The 16,029-nt window shown below is 57.4% G+C and carries 18 protein-coding genes and 2 tRNA genes; 7 read left to right on the forward strand and 13 right to left on the reverse strand.

Going from position 1 to position 16,029, the window contains the following annotated elements:
• Positions 1-13: 13 nt before the first annotated feature.
• On the reverse strand, positions 14-1,204 hold the full coding sequence (rlmI, locus tag AB3U87_RS17165) for a 23S rRNA (cytosine(1962)-C(5))-methyltransferase RlmI (RefSeq protein ID WP_394149876.1): 1,191 nt from the start codon (positions 1,202-1,204) through the stop codon (positions 14-16).
• 84 nt (positions 1,205-1,288) lie between these two features.
• Between rlmI and yccX the strand changes: the two genes are divergently transcribed.
• Complete coding sequence (yccX, locus tag AB3U87_RS17170; RefSeq protein WP_301729752.1) at positions 1,289-1,567, forward strand: acylphosphatase; 279 nt, start codon at positions 1,289-1,291, stop codon at positions 1,565-1,567.
• Between the two features lie 9 nt (positions 1,568-1,576).
• Here yccX and tusE read toward each other — a convergent pair whose 3' ends face one another.
• Together tusE and yccA are read right to left on the reverse strand one after the other, a co-directional pair.
• Positions 1,577-1,903, reverse strand: a complete 327-nt coding sequence (gene tusE, locus AB3U87_RS17175; protein ID WP_394149878.1) for a sulfurtransferase TusE — start codon at positions 1,901-1,903, stop codon at positions 1,577-1,579.
• A 109-nt stretch (positions 1,904-2,012) separates the two neighbouring features.
• Positions 2,013-2,669, reverse strand: coding sequence for an FtsH protease modulator YccA (gene yccA, locus AB3U87_RS17180; RefSeq protein ID WP_253454663.1), 657 nt, complete (start codon positions 2,667-2,669; stop codon positions 2,013-2,015).
• A gap of 216 nt (positions 2,670-2,885) precedes the next feature.
• Between yccA and AB3U87_RS17185 the strand changes: the two genes are divergently transcribed.
• The 3 genes from AB3U87_RS17185 (at position 2,886) to agp (ending at position 5,547) form a co-directional block, all read left to right on the forward strand.
• Positions 2,886-2,973: transfer RNA gene (locus AB3U87_RS17185), tRNA-Ser, on the forward strand.
• Positions 2,974-3,327: 354 nt separating this feature from the next.
• A tRNA-Ser gene (locus AB3U87_RS17190) sits at positions 3,328-3,415 on the forward strand.
• A 335-nt stretch (positions 3,416-3,750) separates the two neighbouring features.
• Complete coding sequence (agp, locus tag AB3U87_RS17195) at positions 3,751-5,547, forward strand: bifunctional glucose-1-phosphatase/inositol phosphatase (RefSeq protein ID WP_370733886.1); 1,797 nt, start codon at positions 3,751-3,753, stop codon at positions 5,545-5,547.
• Between the two features lie 98 nt (positions 5,548-5,645).
• Here agp and AB3U87_RS17200 read toward each other — a convergent pair whose 3' ends face one another.
• From AB3U87_RS17200 to wrbA, 3 genes are all read right to left on the reverse strand, one after another.
• The gene (locus AB3U87_RS17200) at positions 5,646-7,019 is read right to left on the reverse strand and encodes an NAD-dependent succinate-semialdehyde dehydrogenase (protein WP_125288673.1); all 1,374 of its coding nucleotides are present in this window, start codon (positions 7,017-7,019) and stop codon (positions 5,646-5,648) included.
• 147 nt (positions 7,020-7,166) lie between these two features.
• Positions 7,167-7,397: a YccJ family protein gene (locus AB3U87_RS17205; protein ID WP_253454661.1), complete on the reverse strand. Its 231-nt coding sequence runs from the start codon at positions 7,395-7,397 to the stop codon at positions 7,167-7,169.
• Between the two features lie 22 nt (positions 7,398-7,419).
• Complete coding sequence (wrbA, locus tag AB3U87_RS17210) at positions 7,420-8,019, reverse strand: NAD(P)H:quinone oxidoreductase (protein WP_253454660.1); 600 nt, start codon at positions 8,017-8,019, stop codon at positions 7,420-7,422.
• 340 nt (positions 8,020-8,359) lie between these two features.
• On the opposite strand from wrbA, the gene AB3U87_RS17215 reads away from it, so the two are divergent.
• Complete coding sequence (locus AB3U87_RS17215; protein WP_125288670.1) at positions 8,360-8,542, forward strand: con-10 family general stress protein; 183 nt, start codon at positions 8,360-8,362, stop codon at positions 8,540-8,542.
• A 113-nt stretch (positions 8,543-8,655) separates the two neighbouring features.
• Positions 8,656-9,567 (forward strand): DMT family transporter, encoded by a 912-nt coding sequence (locus AB3U87_RS17220; protein ID WP_394149882.1) that lies wholly within the window; start codon positions 8,656-8,658, stop codon positions 9,565-9,567.
• Here AB3U87_RS17220 and rutG read toward each other — a convergent pair.
• Genes rutG through rutA form a run of 7 tightly spaced genes read right to left on the reverse strand, consistent with a single transcriptional unit; the run spans position 9,564 to position 15,104 of the window.
• On the reverse strand, positions 9,564-10,883 hold the full coding sequence (gene rutG / locus AB3U87_RS17225) for a pyrimidine utilization transport protein G (RefSeq protein ID WP_369894877.1): 1,320 nt from the start codon (positions 10,881-10,883) through the stop codon (positions 9,564-9,566). The genes AB3U87_RS17220 and rutG overlap by 4 nt on opposite strands.
• 43 nt (positions 10,884-10,926) lie before the next feature.
• Complete coding sequence (rutF, locus tag AB3U87_RS17230) at positions 10,927-11,451, reverse strand: NADH-dependent FMN reductase RutF (RefSeq protein WP_369894875.1); 525 nt, start codon at positions 11,449-11,451, stop codon at positions 10,927-10,929.
• 10 nt (positions 11,452-11,461) lie between these two features.
• Positions 11,462-12,052 (reverse strand): malonic semialdehyde reductase, encoded by a 591-nt coding sequence (locus AB3U87_RS17235; protein ID WP_369894874.1) that lies wholly within the window; start codon positions 12,050-12,052, stop codon positions 11,462-11,464.
• Positions 12,037-12,855, reverse strand: a complete 819-nt coding sequence (rutD, locus tag AB3U87_RS17240; RefSeq protein ID WP_394149885.1) for a pyrimidine utilization protein D — start codon at positions 12,853-12,855, stop codon at positions 12,037-12,039. The genes AB3U87_RS17235 and rutD overlap by 16 nt, the downstream gene beginning before the upstream one ends.
• Before the next feature lie 10 nt (positions 12,856-12,865).
• Entirely contained in the window at positions 12,866-13,252 is a 387-nt protein-coding gene (rutC, locus tag AB3U87_RS17245; protein WP_253454654.1) for a pyrimidine utilization protein C, read from the reverse strand.
• Positions 13,253-13,266: 14 nt separating this feature from the next.
• Positions 13,267-14,013: a pyrimidine utilization protein B gene (rutB, locus tag AB3U87_RS17250; RefSeq protein WP_301251183.1), complete on the reverse strand. Its 747-nt coding sequence runs from the start codon at positions 14,011-14,013 to the stop codon at positions 13,267-13,269.
• Entirely contained in the window at positions 14,013-15,104 is a 1,092-nt protein-coding gene (gene rutA, locus AB3U87_RS17255) for a pyrimidine utilization protein A (protein WP_369894871.1), read from the reverse strand. The genes rutB and rutA overlap by 1 nt, the downstream gene beginning before the upstream one ends.
• A gap of 267 nt (positions 15,105-15,371) precedes the next feature.
• Here rutA and rutR point away from each other — a divergent pair, with 267 nt between their 5' ends.
• Complete coding sequence (gene rutR / locus AB3U87_RS17260) at positions 15,372-16,010, forward strand: HTH-type transcriptional regulator RutR (protein ID WP_301251182.1); 639 nt, start codon at positions 15,372-15,374, stop codon at positions 16,008-16,010.
• Positions 16,011-16,029 lie beyond the last annotated feature (19 nt).

The raw sequence follows: 16,029 nt of genomic DNA on the forward strand, positions 1-16,029 counted from the left end.
TAGCGTTTTCAAGTCACAGCACGCGGCAGGCAAATCCTTTCAGATAGAGACCTTCCGGATAGCTGGCGATCACCGGGTGATCGGCTGCCTGCCTGAACTGTTCTATAAATTGTACATCACGCTGTGCATCGAGCGCAGCATCAGCAATAATTTTCTGGAACAGCTCGGTAGGCATCAGGCCGGAGCAGGAGAACGTCATCAACATCCCGCCAGGATTTAGCAGCTGCATTGCCAGCATGTTGATATCTTTATAGCCACGGCAGGCGCCGGCCAGCTGGTTTTTATTCTCAACAAACTTTGGCGGATCCATCACGATTAGATCGAATTTTTCTCCGCTTTCGCGATAGCGACGCAGCAATTTAAATACGTCATCGCGCAGAAACTCCGCTTTGCTGAGATCCAGACCGTTCAGCTCTACGTTCTGGCGAGCCACATCCAGCGCCGCCTGTGAGGTATCGACGCTGATCACCTGCTGGCAGCCGCCCATCAGTGCCGAAACGGCAAAGCCGCCGGTATAGGAGAAGCAGTTCAGCACGCGGCGACCTTTTGCATAGCGGCGCGTAGCCAGCCGACTGTCGCGCTGGTCGAGGTAGTAGCCGGTTTTATGGCCGGTCTGAATATCGACCAGCAGTTTCATACCGTGTTCGGTAATCGGCAGCAGTTCAGGCGGCGTTTCGCCCAGCACCACGCCCTGCGTCAGCTCAAGACCCTCTTTTTTACGTACCGATACGTCAGAGCGATCGTAGATGGCGCATTGCGGATAGCAGTGCTGTAGTGCGGTAATCAGGGCGGCGCGCTGGTATTCGGCACCGGCGGAAAGCAGCTGCAGCACCAGGAAATTGCCAAAGCGATCGATGGTGATGCCCGGCAGGCCGTCAGACTCGCCGGCTATCAGGCGATAGCTGTCGAGATCGTCGCGCTCCGCCAGCCAGTCGCGCAGCTGCTGAGCTGCCTGCAAACGGCGGGTAAAGAAAGCGATATCGATCGCTTCATCCTGTTCCCAGCTCCAGACGCGGGCGCGGATTTGCGAAGCGGGCGACCAGGCGGCGCGGGCCAGCCATTTACCCTGGCTGTCGCAAACGTCAATGGTTTCGCCCGACTGGGCTTTGCCTTCCATACGGGCTACGGCACCGGAGAAAACCCAGGGATGGCGGCGGAGTAAGGACTTTTCACGTCCTTTAGCGAGAATCAAACGAACGGTCATATTTGCTATGCTTACAGTCAGAAAAACAGGCGTCATTGTCCGGTGCCTGGCCACAAAAAGCAAACTGTCTCTTCAGGGGGAAATATGACGGCAATCTGTAAACGAGCGTGGGTCCACGGCAGCGTACAGGGCGTGGGATTTCGCTATACAACCCAGCACGAAGCCCGCGCGCGCGGGCTGAATGGCTATGCCCGCAATCTTGACGATGGCAGCGTGGAGGTACTGGCCTGTGGGGAGGAAAAAGAGGTTGAGGCGCTGATTGCCTGGCTGAAGGCGGGCGGGCCGCGTTCGGCCAGGGTCGACAAAGTGCTGACGGAACCCTGTGTGCTTCAGGAGCAGCCTGCGGGTTTCACCACCGGATAAAGACCGCCGCTACAGGCATTTAGCCGGTTTAGGCAGGCCGGCAATTTTAGTTGCCTGTTTTGCCGGGCCCTTAGGGAAAAGGCGGAACAGGTAGCGGCTGTTGCCTTTCTCTTCGCCATATTTTTTCGCCATGGCTTTAACAAGCATGCGCACGGCTGGAGAAGTATTAAATTCCAGATAGAACTCCCGTACAAAGCGCACGACTTCCCAGTGGGCTTCGCTCAGCCCAATGCCTTCTTCCTCCGCCAACAGCGGAGCCAGCGCCTCGCTCCAGTCCGAAGTTTTAGTCAGATACCCCTGCGCGTCGCGCGAAATTTCTTTACCGTCAAAAAACACCGTTTTGCCTCTGTATTGATAACCGGGATGCAGTTTACCAAAAATTTTCCGGCGCGGATGAGCAAAAAAAAGCCCCGCGCTGCGGGGCTTGTTGTCTTTGTTCAGCGCATCAGTTGCTGCGGGACATACCAAGGATACTCAGCAGGCTGACAAAAATGTTGTAGATGGAAACATACAGGCTGACGGTGGCGCGAATATAGTTGGTTTCGCCGCCGTGGATAATATTGCTGGTTTCCCACAGGATAGCGCCTGAAGAAAACAGTACGAACATCACGCTAATCGCCAGATGCAGGGCAGGGATCTGCAAAAACAGATTAGCCAGAACGGCCACCAGCAGCACCACAAAACCGGCCATCATCATGCCGCCCAGGAACGACATATCTTTGCGTGTGGTCAGCACGTAGGCTGAACAGCAGAAGAACACCAGCGCGGTGCCGCCGAGCGCCAGGCCGATAACATCGCCCATGCCCGCCGACAGCAGGGTATTCAGCATCGGCCCCAGGCAGTAGCCGAGAAAGCCGGTAAAAGCGAAGGCAGCCAGAATGCCGGTTGGGCTGTCCGCCAGGCGGTAGGTCAGAAACATCAGGCCATAAAAGCCAGCCAGCATAATGATTAAGCCCGGCGCGGGCAGGGCGAAGACGGTGCTGAGCGTGGCGGTGACCGCTGAAAAAGCCAGCGTCAGCCCCAGCAGAAAATAGGTGTTACGCAAAACTTTATGCGTGGCAAGCAGCGAGCTTTGCCTGGTATGAGTAACGATGCGATCCATAGAAATGCCTCTTAAGGTCATTAGATTGCAGTGAGAATAAGGACCGCGCCTGAAGGGGGGAAGACGTTTTACCCTTCTTTACTCGTTAAGGCGGCGTTTCTGTGAGCAGGCTGGCGCTAATAACAACAAAAAAACCAAAACTGGCTGTTTTTGCGGCAGTTGAATCAGACCCTGCTTTACATCGGCGCGGAGGATGTTTATAGTTCGGGTCATTGCGGAGGGGTGGCCGAGTGGCTGAAGGCACCGGTCTTGAAAACCGGCGACGGGAAACCGTTCGAGAGTTCGAATCTCTCCTCCTCCGCCATCAAATTCAACGGGTCAGCGAAAGCTGGCCCGTTTTGCTTTGCGCGTGATATGGCATAGCTGCCTGATTTAGGATCCCTGCTTCCCCAACAGCCCAACAGCCCAACTACTCAACCACTCAACTACTCAACCACTCTCAACTACCTTATCTTATTACGGCATCGCTGTTAGCTATTCCAGGCCCGTTGTTGGCGGCTTTTTGAACTACTGTGGCGCATTTCCTGAGCAACCAAAAAAAAGATGTATAAAAGCGCATAAATTCAACAAAATAGCTAAAAAAATGCTTGGCAGCCTTTGGGCTTTCCCCTATACTGCGCGCCATCAGATGCACTTCAGGTGCAGATGGTAAAAGTGCGGAGGGGTGGCCGAGTGGCTGAAGGCACCGGTCTTGAAAACCGGCGACGGGAAACCGTTCGAGAGTTCGAATCTCTCCTCCTCCGCCATCAAATTTAACGGGTCGGCAATTGCCGGCCCGTTTTGCTTTCTGCTTTCTGCTTTCTGCTTTCTGCTTTCTGCGTTCTGCTTTTTATTTTCTACCTGCTCACTGGCCCTGTTCTGCCGGACGATTATCCTGCTTACGAAAAACATCCCGTTTCTTTTCAATCTCCTGATGCGCCGTAACGGCAAAGGCGATAGTCTGCTATATTCTCAACACGAATAATGCCCGGTCCCGGCCCCATTTTGCCGTGCGGCGGCGAGCTTTTCCGACGCCCGCCTTTTGCCGGACGTATCGCTTTGCTGGCCGGGTGATTTACCCTTGGATCAATGGAAAAAACACATGATTAAAAAGTATAGTCTTTGCGCGCTGGCGGTCTGCTCGGCTCTGACCAGCCTCTCCGCTTTCGCCGCCGACGATAACTATCAGCTTGAACAGGTGTTAATGATGAGCCGCCATAATCTTCGGGCGCCGCTGGCCGACAACGGCAGCGTGCTGGCGCAGTCGACGAAGAAGAAGTGGCCGCAGTGGGACGTACCGGGCGGCCAGCTCACGACGAAAGGCGGCGTGCTGGAAGTTTATATGGGACGCTATACCCGCGAGTGGCTGGCGCAGCAAGGGTTGATCAAACAGGACCAGTGTCCGGGCAGCGATGAAATTTACGCTTATGCCAATAGCCTGCAGCGTACCGTTGCTACGGCGCAGTACTTTATTACCGGCGCTTTCCCCGGCTGCGACGTCGCGGTTTCCCATCAGGATGAAATGGGAACCATGGATCCCGTCTTTAATCCGATTATTACCGACGGCAGCGAAGCCTTTAACCAGCAGGCGCTGACCGCGATGAACAGCACCGCCGAAAAGCTGACGCTGAAGCCAGCGTTCCAGCGGCTGGAAAAAATCATTGATTATAAAAACTCGCCGGCCTGCGATGGCAAAAAACAGTGCGACCTGAGCAGCACTAACCAGAACAAATTCTTTGCGGAAAACGGTAAAGAGCCAACGGTAAGCGGCCCATTGAAGGTGGGCAACTCGCTGGTTGACGCCTTTACCCTGCAATATTATGAAGGTCTGCCGACCGACCAGGTCGCCTGGGGACAGATTAAAACCCCTGAGCAGTGGAAAGAGCTGTCGGCGATCAAAAATGGCTATCAGGATACGCTGTTTACCTCGCCGCAAGTGGCGCGCGACGTAGCGGCGCCGCTGGTCGACTATATCCGCAGCCTGTTGGTGGATGAAGATAAAGCCAGCGCGCCAAAGGTGACCCTAATGGTGGGGCACGATTCCAATATCGCCTCGCTGCTGAGCGCGCTGGATTTTAAAGCCTACACGCTGCCCGGCCAGTTTGAACGTACGCCAATCGGCGGTATGATCCAGTTCCAGCGCTGGCACGACAAGAAAAACAATCAGGAGCTGGTGAAGGTGGAATACGTTTACCAGAGCAGCGATCAGCTGCGCGACGCGACGCCGCTTTCTCTGGATACGCCGCCAAAACGCGTGACGCTTGAGATGAACGGCTGTAAGACCGATGCCAACGGCTTTTGCCCGTGGGATCAGTTTACTCAGGTATTGAATAAAGCCATTGCCGGTACGCCGATGGCGGCAGCCCAGGCAACAGCCGCCAGCGATAAGGCCGCAGCCGATAAAGCAGCAGCGGATAAAGCGGCGGCCGAAAAAGCGGCGCAGGCCAAAGTCTCTGCGGATAAAGCGGCAGCGGACAAAGCCGAGGCGGATAAAGCCGCGGCCGAAAAAGTAGCGAATGAAAAAGCCGCGCAGGAGAAAGCCGCCAGCGACAAAGCGGCCGCCGATAAGGCCGCTGCTGATAAAGCTGCAGCGGACAAAGCCGCGAAAGCGAAAGCCTCGGCGGAGAAAGCCGCAGCGGATAAGGCCGCCGCCGATAAAGCGGCTGCTGATAAAGCGGCAGCAAAGCAGGCGTCTGACAAAGCCGCAGCGGACAACGCCGCGGCAAAACAGGCCGCTGAGGAGAAAGCTGCGGCCAATAAAGCCGCTGCTGATAAAGCTGATGCCGAAAAGGCGTCAGCTAATGCCGCGCCGGTGGATAACAACGCGGCCGATACCGCCAGCAAGCCTGCGGACGACAAAGCGGCTCCGGCAGCGCAGACGGAAAACAAATCTTCCTGACGGCGGGCGAAAAAAAGACCGGCTGATTGCCGGTCTTATCATGCTCTGTCAGAACCTGATTTCAGGCCGACGCTGTCGGCCTTTTTTACGTCTGGCGATCAGCCTTTGCTGACCACAACCAGTTTCTGGTTTACAAACTCTTTGATCCCCAGATCGGAAAGCTCGCGGCCGTAGCCTGAGCGTTTCACGCCGCCAAACGGCAGTTCTGGTGCGGTATCGCTGGCGGAGTTGATATAAACCATACCGGTTTCAATGCGCGAGGCCAGGGTTTTGCCGCGCTCGATATTGCTGGTAAAGACCGAGCCGCCAAGGCCGTAATGCGAATCGTTGGCCAGTTTCACCACTTCCTCGTCATCTTTTACCACATAGATTTGCGCAACCGGGCCGAAAAACTCTTCAAAGTAAGCCGGGTTGTCGCGGGTAATGCCGGAAAGGATTGTCGGCTCATAGAAACAGCCTTCGCCTTCTACCGCCTTGCCGCCCAGATGCAGCTTCGCGCCTTTGGCTACCGCGTTCTCTACCTGCTTAACCAGCGTATCGCGCGCGCTGGCGGAAGAGAGTGGGCCAAGCGTGGTGCTTTTATCCAGCGGATCGCCGATCTTCACTTCGCGGAAGGCCTGAGTGAATTTTTCGATAAAGGCATCGGCCACTTTTTCCTGCACGATAAAGCGTTTAGCGGCGGTGCAAACCTGGCCGCAGTTGCTCAGACGCGCGCCAACGCCAGCCTTCACGGCTTTATCCAAATCGCAGTCATCCAGCACTACGAAGACGTCGTTGCCGCCCAGCTCCAGCGTGGTTTTTTTCAGGTATTTACCGGCCTGCTGCGCTACGGCGCTGCCTGCGCGCTCGGAACCGGTCAGGGCCGCACCCTGAACGCGATCGTCAGCAATCAGCGAGGCGATCTGATCGTTGCTGACGAAAAGGTTAGTCCAGGCGCCTTTTGGCGCGCCGGCTTCCGTTACCAGCTCTTCAAACAGCGTGGCGCAATGCGGCACGTTGGCGGCATGTTTCGCCAGCACCGGGTTACCGGCAGCAAGGTTAGGCGCCAGCACGCGCATCAGCTGATAGTAAGGGAAGTTCCACGGCTCTACGGCCACCAGCACGCCGATTGGGTGATTTTCCACCCAGGCTTCGCCCAGATCGGTGGGATAAGAGGTTGGGGCAAGGAAACGCTCAGCGTTTTCCGCATAGTAGCGAGCAATCTTCGCACAAAGCTGCACTTCGCCACGGCTCTGCTCAATCAGTTTACCCATTTCAATACTGGCGGTTTTTGCCAGTTCGTCCACGCGGCTGTCGATCAGATCGGCCAGCTTCGCCAGCACCTGAAGGCGCGGCTGGATTGGGCCTTTGGACCAGGAAGAATGATAAAGGTCGTCGGCGGTTTTCAGCGCGGCTTCCACCTGCCGATCGTCATGCTCCGGCCAGGATTTAATCAGTTCGTTATTGGCAGGATTGATGGTTTTATAGGACATGGTGGCTCCTTCTCAAGGCCGTCAGGCTAAATGGTGAGAATAAGCGTAGTAGAGGATTTATTGATTTAACAAGGCGGAAGGGTGTCAGTTTGTGCTGTGCAACGCGACGAAACAGCAGAATGCACTGCTGTTTCGCCGCAGTGGAGGTTAGACGTTTTTACGCTCGACCGGGACGTTATCCCAGGTCAGCACGTCCTGATCGGTTTTTTCAAACGCGCGGATCAGAACTTCATCATTACCCTGTTGCTCCCAAATCCCCTCGGCGAGCTTCTCATCGTAGTTCGCCACTTCAAAAATGGCTTCGGCAATTTCAGGCGAGGTGGAACGAATACTTGCCCATTCTCCCACTCGATGTTCTTTAGATTGTTGCGTAGCCATACTGTTCTCCTGTGAGTTGAGGTTATCCGTTCAGTTTTACCGCCAGTCCGGCGACATATTCACCCTGATAGCGGGCAATATTCAGTTCATCTTCGCTGGGCTGACGCGAGCCGTCACCGCCAGCGAACGTCGTGGCGCCGTAGGGCGTGCCGCCACGAACCTGTGAAATATCAAACAGCTCTTTCGCACCGTACCCAATAGGTACGATAACCATGCCGTGATGAGCAAGTGTAGTCCAGGTTGAGGTAATCGTCTGTTCCTGGCCGCCGCCGGTGCCGGTAGAAGCGAAAACGCTGGCGATTTTGCCGAACAGGGCACCGGATGCCCAGAGGCCGCCGGTGCGGTCAAGGAAGGTGCGCATTTGTCCGGACATATTGCCAAAGCGCGTCGGCGTGCCGAACAGAATAGCGTCGTACTGCGGCAGTTCATCCGGCGTGGCTTCGGCCGCATCCTGATCGGTTTTGCCGCCGACCTGAGCAAAACGCTCAGCGTTCATGGTTTCAGGCACGCGTTTCAGGGTCACTTCTGCGCCGCTGACGCGTCGTGCGCCTTCTGCTACTGCCTTCGCCATGGTTTCCACATGTCCGTACATCGAATAGTAAAGCACTAAAATTTTAGCCATCGTTCACTCCCTGAGTAGGTGGTTTTAAACAGCGTTCGATAGAAAAGTATAGATGAGGCTGCTCCAGCTTGCAGAAACGCAAAAAGCGAGGGATAAAAACGGGTACATTCCAGAAAATGCTTAAAATAAATATTAGATTTAATAATATGATTTTCAGCAATTTTTAGCCGTAAAAGCGCCTGGTAAACCTGCTTTTTGATAAAATAATTCGCGCTTCGCGTCGATAATCTATGCTTAATAACGGGACGGTGCACAGAAAGAGCGGCCACCGTCGCCAGGGTGAAGCCACAGGCTCACCGTATGAATGCAGTATGATGGCTTAACTATTCGGAGGTAAGAAATGGCAGAACATCGTGGTGGATCTGGAAATTTCGCTGAAGACCGTAAAAGAGCATCAGAAGCAGGCCGTAAAGGCGGCAAGGCCAGCGGCGGTAATTTTAAAAATGACCCGCAGCGCGCTTCACAGGCCGGGGAAAAAGGAGGACGCAACAGCCGGGGCAGTCGTGACAAGACATCCGGTTAGTCCATCCTTACGCCGCCGGGGCCACCCGGCGGCGTGATCGTCGTTTAACTTTTTCTGATTGATTCCCACAACAACCCTTGCCACACTGCGCCAAAAATTTATACGAGCGCGCTATGTCTTTCCTTTCCCGCTACAAATTTTCCCTCAGCTCGCAGGAGCTGGTGCTGATGCTGATTACCATGGTCTGGGGCGGCACCTTTTTGGCCGTGCACCATGCCATGACCGTCAGCGGCCCTTTCTTTTTCGTTGGCCTGCGTTTTGCCACGGCGGCGCTGCTGTTGGCCCTGGTCGCGCGGAAGTCGCTGCGCGGCCTGACGCTGGCGGAATGCAGGGCCGGAGCGGCTATCGGCGTCGCTATCAGCGGCGGCTACGGCCTGCAAACCTGGGGAATGCAAACCATCGAGAGCAGCCAGTCAGCCTTTATCACCGCCCTGTATGTGCCGCTGGTGCCGCTGCTGCAGTGGCTTTTTCTGCGGCGCATGCCGGGCGTGATGGCCTGGGTCGGTATCGTGCTGGCGTTTAGCGGCCTGATGCTGCTTGCCGGGCCGAAAAGCGGCTCGCTTTCGTTCAGCGCCGGGGAAACGGCGACGCTGCTCAGCACGCTGGCTATCGCAGGCGAAATTATTTTAATCAGCGCCAGCGCGGGCAAAGTGGACGTCAAAAGAGTCACCGTTGTGCAGCTGGCAGCGGCCTCGCTTTGCTCGTTTATGCTGATGGTGCCCAACGGCGAAGCCGTACCGGCTTCTTCCCCTTATTTATGGTATAGCGCGCTGGGGCTGGGCGCGGCCAGCGCATTGATTCAGGTCACCATGAACTGGGCGCAGCGCAGCGTGTCGCCTACTCGCGCGACGGTTATCTACGCGGGTGAACCGGTTTGGGCGGGCATTGTTGGAAGGGTGGCGGGCGAGCGGTTGCCTGGCGTTGCGCTACTCGGCGGCGCGCTGATTGTCGCTGGCGTGCTGATTAGCGAGTTCAAGCTGAAAAAGCGGGCGAAGCGGCCTTCGCCCGCTGAGAGACAAAGCTAGCTTTGCTGCCTTGCCACATCGTTCAGCGCGGCGGCGCGGCGTCGGCTGAGAATAGCGTTAAGGATGATGGCGCCGAAGGTCGCCGTGCCGATCCCGCCCATGGTAAAGCTGCCAATTTTCAGCGCAAAATCGCCTGCGCCCAGCACCAGCGTAACGGCAACCATAATCAGATTGCCGTTCTGGCCCAAATCGACGTTATTCTGCACCCAGATACGCGCGCCGGCCACGGCAATCAGGCCGAATACTACGATAGACGCGCCGCCGATCACGGGTGCGGGAATGGTATGGATCAGCGCGCCGAACTTGGGCGAAAAGCCCAGCAGAATGGCGATAACCGCCGCCGCCACAAACACCAGCGTCGAATAGACTTTCGTCACCGCCATCACGCCGATATTTTCTGCATAGGTGGTCACGCCGCTGCCGCCCAGGCCGCCTGACAACATGGTCGCCAGCCCGTCGCCGACAAAGGCTCTGCCCATCCACGGATCGAGGTTTTTACCTGTCATGCCCGCAACCGCTTTAAGATGCCCCAGGTTTTCCGCTACCAGAATGATCGCCACCGGCGCGATGGTAAACATTGCCTGGCTGTTAAAAATCGGCGCGGTCGTGGTCGGCAGACCAAACCAGGGCGCGCTGGCGATAAGGCCGAAGTCCACCGGTTTACCCAGGCCGAAACCGTTGGTCAGCAGCGCATAAATCGCCCAAGCCGCTATCAGCCCAACCAGCAGCAGCAGCCGCTGCACCATGCCGCGCGTAAAGACGGCCGTCAGACCAATGCAGATCACGGTCATCACGGCTATCCAGCTGTCGAACATGGAAGAGGAGACGCTGCGAACCGCAATCGGCGCCAGGTTCAGGCCGATCGCCATCACCACAGCGCCCGTCACCACCGGCGGCATGAGTTTCTCAATCCAGCGCGTACCGACCTTCATTACTACCACACCGATAAGCGTATACAGCAGGCCACAGACGATAATGCCGCCCAGCGCGACGCCAAGATGCTGATTGACGCCCTGGCCGTTAAAGCCGGTGACCGCGATCACCACGCCGACAAAAGCGGCGCTGGAGCCAAGATAGCTGGGCACACGCCCGCCGGTAATCAGAAAGAACAGCAGGGTGCCGATGCCGGACATCATCACCGAAAGGTTGGGATCGAGCCCCATCAGCAGCGGCATCAGCACCGTGGCGCCAAACATCGCGACCGCGTGCTGTAGTCCCATAATAATTGTCTGGCCCGGCGGCAGCGTTTCATCAGGGGCCACAAGGCCCGTGGCGGACACCGACTGCCGCCATTGGGGGAACCAGGAATCAGCCATCGTCTTCTCCAGAGAAGTGAATCAGTAGCCGCCGGAGCGGGGATCAGGCATCCCGCCGCGCCAGGTGGTGGTAGCCGCGATCGAACCAGATCAGGCCGTGAGTCTGGTCGTTGCAGACCAGCGCGTGGATTTCACAGATCAACACGTCGTGCGTACCGACGCTGGCGATTTGCGTAACGTGACAGTCAAACGAGGCTACCGCGCCCGCAAGCACCGGCGAACCTGTGGTCAGGGTTGACCACTCTGCGGCCTGGAAGCGCGCCTCCATCGGCGTTTTGCCGCCAAACAGGCCGGAGAGTTCCTCATGTCCGGCGGCCAGCGTATTAACGCAAAGCTGGCGGTTAGCGTTGAAAACCTCATAAACGGAGGCGGAGCGATTCAGGCACACCAGCAGCGTTGGCGGCGAATCGGTCACGCTGCAAACGGCGGAAGCGGTAAAACCGGCGCGTCCCGCAGGGCCGTCGGTAGTAATGATGTTGACCGCCGCGCCCAGGCGCGCCATTGCGTTGCGAAACGACTGTTTTTCCACGCCCGACACGACTTCAGGCATTAACGTATCCACAGACATAATTTTCCCCTTATACAAGCGTGCAGGCATCGGCAAAAGCCAGTCTTGGCAGCCGCGCATAGACTTTGCTCGCGTCGCCATAGCCGATATTGACTAATAAATTACTTTTCCAGCCGCTGTCGGCGAAGAAGGTGGTATCGACCATCGCCCGGTCAAAGCCGGACATCGGGCCGGTATCCAGACCGAGCGCGCGGCAGGCGCTAATCAGATAAGCCGCCTGAAGCGAACTGTTGCGAAAGGCCGTCTCCTCCGCCAGCGCCGGGCTGCTGGTAAACCAGGCTTTGGCGTCGGCATGAGGAAATAGCGTGGGTAGCTGCTCGTAAAAAGCCGGATCCCAGGCGACGATAGCCGTCACCGGCGCGGTCAGGGTTTTTTCCAGATTGCCGCTGGAAAGGGCAGGCTTCAGCTTCGCTTTGCCTTCCGCGCTACGCACAAAACAGAAGCGGGCCGGGCTACAGTTGGCCGAGGTCGGCCCCATCTTGATCAAATCATAAAGTTCAGCAAGCTGCTGGTCACTGACGGGACGATCCTGCCAGCCATTGTAGGTGCGCGCGGCGGTGAACAGCGTCGCCAGCGCGGTGGAATTCAGGGCTTCTGCCATAGCGGCTCCGGGGAAAAGTGGGCGGGCGCGGTTTCGTCCAGCCAGGTCAGTAAAAGGGCGTTAAAGGCGGCGCTTTCCGTCACGCTCATGGCATGACCGCCGCGAGGCATCGCCTCCAGCGTGGCGTTTGGCAGCGCCTCGTACAGTTTTTGCGAGCAGATCGACGGCACCAGCAGATCGTCCTGCGAACAGATCAGCAGCGCTGGCAGGGTAATCTGCCCGGCCTGTTGCGTAAAGTCGCAGCTCATCAGCGCGTGCAGGCGGCGAAGCAAATTTTCAGTACCCTGAAAATGCGCGTTATGCAGCGCGTCTTCCGCTTCGATACGCGCTTCGTTTTCCGCCAGCCAGTCGGCAGGATAGAGAAACAGCGGCTGCGCGCGAACGTAAGCTTCCACGCCGACGTTCAGCAGCAGATCCTGACGAACCTGAAAGCAGCGGCGGGTATGGGCGTCAAGCCGCAGCCAGCCGTTAACGATCGCCAGCCGCGCCACGCGTTCGGGGTAGTCGAGCGCCAGCTGCATCGCCACCATGCCGCCCAGCGCGTGGCCGATAATGTCGAAGCGGACGATGTCGCGCGCCGCCAGCGCCGAGGCCAGCTCTTCGGCCATATCGCGCATGCTGTAGCCAGCGGGCAGCGTATCCGGGCTGCGTCCGGTGCCGCGCTGATCGTAAGTGACCACGCGGTACGCCTTGCGCAGTTCGGCGAGCTGTGGCTGCCAGAAGCTGCCCAGCCCGCCCAGACCGGCAGAGAGCACCAGCGTGGGCGCAGAAGGCTGCGCCAGGCCGGAAATGTCAAGATGCATGGCGCCTCCGTTAGCTGCCGATATGCGCGATTGATGCGATTTCCACCAGCGCGTCCGGCTTTACCAGCCCGCACTGAATACAGAAGCGTGCGGGTTTTTCGCCGGGGAAATAGTCGGCGTAAACCCGGTTGATCTCGCCATAGTTGCTCCAGTCGGTCAGGAAGATGGAGTTAAACGTGACGTCAGCCATGGTGCCGCCTGCGGTTTCGATAACGCTTTTGATCGTCTCCAGCACGTGCCGCGTTTGTGCCGCCGCATCGCCGACGTGCACCACGTTGTTGTCCCGATCGAAAGGCAAGGTGCCGGAGACATAGACCACGCCATCGGCCAGCGTGCCGGGCACAAAAGGCGCAATGGGCACGCCGGTGCCCGGCGGAGTAATAATCGTTTTTGGCATCGTTTTCTCCTGCCTCAGGCCGTTTGTGTTTGCGCAACGCTGGCGGTTTGCAGCGCGGTGCAGAAAGTTTCTACGTTGCTTACCCAGCCAAAAAAGGTTTCGATGTTAAAAATGGCGGCCTGCTGGGCGAAAAGCGGGCCGGCCTGATAGGTGGCGTCTTCCAGCACCACGCCGAAATATTCCAGGAAAAACCCGTCGCGCAGCGTCGATTCCACGCAGACGTTGGTGGCAATGCCGGTAAAGATCAGATGGCGAATGCCGCGGCTGCGCAACATGCTGTCCAGCGGCGTATTAAAGAAGCCGCTGTAGCGCGGTTTCGGCAGCACGATATCGCCGGGCTGCGGCTGAAGCTGGTCAACCAGCTCATAGTCCCAGCCGCCTTTCGCCAGCAGCGTGCCCGCCAGCTCGGGCCGGTTGCGCATCGTTTTCAGCGCGTTGGATTTATGCCAGTTTGGCGAGCCGGGGCCGCCCGCCTCGACGTACTGGTCGTCCCAGCCGTTCTGAAACCAGATAATCTGGATCCCGGCATCCCGCGCCGCCTTCACGGCGACGGCGATTTTTTCAATAACCGGCGCGGTGGCGGAAACGTCAAACCCGGCCAGATCCAGATAGCCGCCGGTGGTGGCATAGGCATTTTGCATATCCACCACGATCAGCGCGGTCTGCTCCGGCGGGAAAGCGATGGCTTCCGGGCGCGCGGGTAAGGTAACGCTGTTTTTAGTGGCGGCGGTGGTGCAGATCACGGTTTCTTGCAGGCTCATCAGGCTACCTCTTTAGCGGACAGGGCAATATGGCTGCGGCAGGACATCAGCGGCTGAATACGCTCGCCGAAATTTTCAATGCCCTGCAGGAAATCATCGAAGGTCAGCAGCACGCCCTGGGTGCCGGGTACGGTAGCCACTTCATCCAACATGCGGGCCACGTTGGCGTAAGAACCAACCAGCGTGCCCATATTGATATTGACGGCCGAGGTAGGATCGGCCATCTGCCGCACGTTGGTATCGCTGCCGGAGCGCTTGTCCTGCTGGCTTTGCGTGGTAAGCCAGGCCAGCGCCTCTTCATCTGCGCCGTCTTTGTAGCGCTCCCATTTCTCGCGGGCAGCCTCGTCGGTTTCATCGGCGATGACCATAAACAGCACGTAGGAGCCGACGTCGCGACCGGCAAGGTCCGCAGCGCTTTTCATACGGGCGGCGGTTGGGGCAAAGGCAGTCGGCGTGTTGACGCCTTTACCGAAGCAGAAGTTGTAATCGGCATGCTGCGCGGAGAAAGCCATGCCGGCGTCGCTCTGGCCTGCGCAAATCACCTTCATCGGGCTTTGCGGCTGCGGGCTGACGCGGCAGTCGTTCATGGTAAAGAATTCGCCTTTCAGGTCGGATTTGCCGGTGCCCCATAAATCGCGCAGCACGGTGACGTATTCGGTCAGGTAGTCGTAGCGGCGCGCGAAGTAGTCGTCGCCGGGCCAGATGCCCATCTGCTCATATTCAGGCTTCTGCCAGCCGGTCACCAGGTTGACGCCGAAGCGGCCGCCGGAAATCGAATCCACGGTCGCAGCCATTCTTGCTACTATGGCTGGCGGCAGCGTCAGCGTGGCGGCCGTCGCATAAATTTCAATGCGGGAGGTCACGGCGGCCAGGCCCGCCATCAGGGTAAAGGACTCCAGGTTATGGTCCCAGAACTCGGTTTTGCCGCCAAAGCCGCGCAGTTTGATCATCGACAGCGCGAAATCAAACTGATAATGCTCCGCCTTGAGAACGATAGCCTTGTTCAGCTCAAAAGTCGGCTTGTACTGCGGAGCCGTGGTAGAGATCAACCAGCCGTTGTTGCCGATAGGGATAAAAACACCAACTTTCATGGGAATACCTCATAGTTAACGGTGACGGTCCGCGCTGCGTTGCTTCCCTGCTCCCTGTTGAGCGGCGCAAAAGAAGGATTGCAAAGGCTGTGCCACTTTATAAAAAAGGCTATGATTCAATCAGTTGAGATATTTGTGTTAAAATGTTGTGGAGCATATGGTCCGAAACAGACCATTTGGTAAAAATTCATGCACAAAAAGCAGGCGGACGTGAGCGAAAAAAGTGCACGGTGGCAAGACGCCCGCCGGTTAAAGGATGGAGTTACGGTGAATTCTGCAAAATCCCCCGCGCCGACCCGGCGTTCTAAAGCCGTTGCCGCCAAGCGAACGGCTATCCTGGCGGCGGCGCTTGAGCTGTTTTCTCTTTATGGTCTGCACGGCACCAGCCTGGACAAGGTGGCGGAAGGGGCAGACGTTTCAAAAACCAATCTGCTTTACTACTTTCCTTCAAAAGAAGCGCTCTATATTGCCGTGCTTAAGGAGATCCTGGACGTCTGGCTGGCGCCGCTGCGCGCGCTGCGCAGCGATCAGGAGCCGCTGGTGGCTATACGTGACTATATCCGGCTGAAGCTGGAAGTCTCGCGGGACCATCCGCAGGCCTCGCGGCTGTTCTGTCTGGAGATGCTACAGGGCGCGCCGCTGCTGAAAGCGGAGCTGGAAGGCGATCTGAAAGCGCTGGTGGATGAGAAATCACAAATCGTGAAAGGCTGGATAGAAGCGGGCAGGCTGGCGGCGGTAGAGCCGCATCATCTGATTTTTATGCTGTGGGCAACCACGCAGCACTATGCGGATTTCGCCAGCCAGGTCGAGGCCGTCACGGGACGTACGCTCAACGACGAGGCTTTTTTCCTGGAAACGGTAGAAAACGTGCAGCGAATGGTGATTGAAGGTATCCGCGTCCGCTAAAAAAACGGGCCGTAAAGGC

This window comes from Erwinia plantamica, assembly GCF_043420595.1.
Taxonomy (GTDB): domain Bacteria; phylum Pseudomonadota; class Gammaproteobacteria; order Enterobacterales; family Enterobacteriaceae; genus Erwinia; species Erwinia aeris.

What these genes read in the sequence shown, in the direction of transcription:
- AB3U87_RS17215 (WP_125288670.1), top strand. Translation starts at nt 8,360, where the DNA reads ATGGCAGAACATCGTGGTGGATCTGGAAATTTCGCTGAAGACCGTAAA.
- AB3U87_RS17235 (WP_369894874.1), bottom strand. Translation starts at nt 12,052, where the DNA reads ATGGCAGAAGCCCTGAATTCCACCGCGCTGGCGACGCTGTTCACCGCC.
- rutB (WP_301251183.1), bottom strand. Translation starts at nt 14,013, where the DNA reads ATGAGCCTGCAAGAAACCGTGATCTGCACCACCGCCGCCACTAAAAAC.
- rlmI (WP_394149876.1), bottom strand. Translation starts at nt 1,204, where the DNA reads ATGACCGTTCGTTTGATTCTCGCTAAAGGACGTGAAAAGTCCTTACTC.
- wrbA (WP_253454660.1), bottom strand. Translation starts at nt 8,019, where the DNA reads ATGGCTAAAATTTTAGTGCTTTACTATTCGATGTACGGACATGTGGAA.
- yccA (WP_253454663.1), bottom strand. Translation starts at nt 2,669, where the DNA reads ATGGATCGCATCGTTACTCATACCAGGCAAAGCTCGCTGCTTGCCACG.
- AB3U87_RS17205 (WP_253454661.1), bottom strand. Translation starts at nt 7,397, where the DNA reads ATGGCTACGCAACAATCTAAAGAACATCGAGTGGGAGAATGGGCAAGT.
- AB3U87_RS17220 (WP_394149882.1), top strand. Translation starts at nt 8,656, where the DNA reads ATGTCTTTCCTTTCCCGCTACAAATTTTCCCTCAGCTCGCAGGAGCTG.
- yccX (WP_301729752.1), top strand. Translation starts at nt 1,289, where the DNA reads ATGACGGCAATCTGTAAACGAGCGTGGGTCCACGGCAGCGTACAGGGC.
- rutD (WP_394149885.1), bottom strand. Translation starts at nt 12,855, where the DNA reads ATGCATCTTGACATTTCCGGCCTGGCGCAGCCTTCTGCGCCCACGCTG.
- agp (WP_370733886.1), top strand. Translation starts at nt 3,751, where the DNA reads ATGATTAAAAAGTATAGTCTTTGCGCGCTGGCGGTCTGCTCGGCTCTG.
- rutA (WP_369894871.1), bottom strand. Translation starts at nt 15,104, where the DNA reads ATGAAAGTTGGTGTTTTTATCCCTATCGGCAACAACGGCTGGTTGATC.
- AB3U87_RS17200 (WP_125288673.1), bottom strand. Translation starts at nt 7,019, where the DNA reads ATGTCCTATAAAACCATCAATCCTGCCAATAACGAACTGATTAAATCC.
- rutG (WP_369894877.1), bottom strand. Translation starts at nt 10,883, where the DNA reads ATGGCTGATTCCTGGTTCCCCCAATGGCGGCAGTCGGTGTCCGCCACG.
- rutF (WP_369894875.1), bottom strand. Translation starts at nt 11,451, where the DNA reads ATGTCTGTGGATACGTTAATGCCTGAAGTCGTGTCGGGCGTGGAAAAA.
- rutC (WP_253454654.1), bottom strand. Translation starts at nt 13,252, where the DNA reads ATGCCAAAAACGATTATTACTCCGCCGGGCACCGGCGTGCCCATTGCG.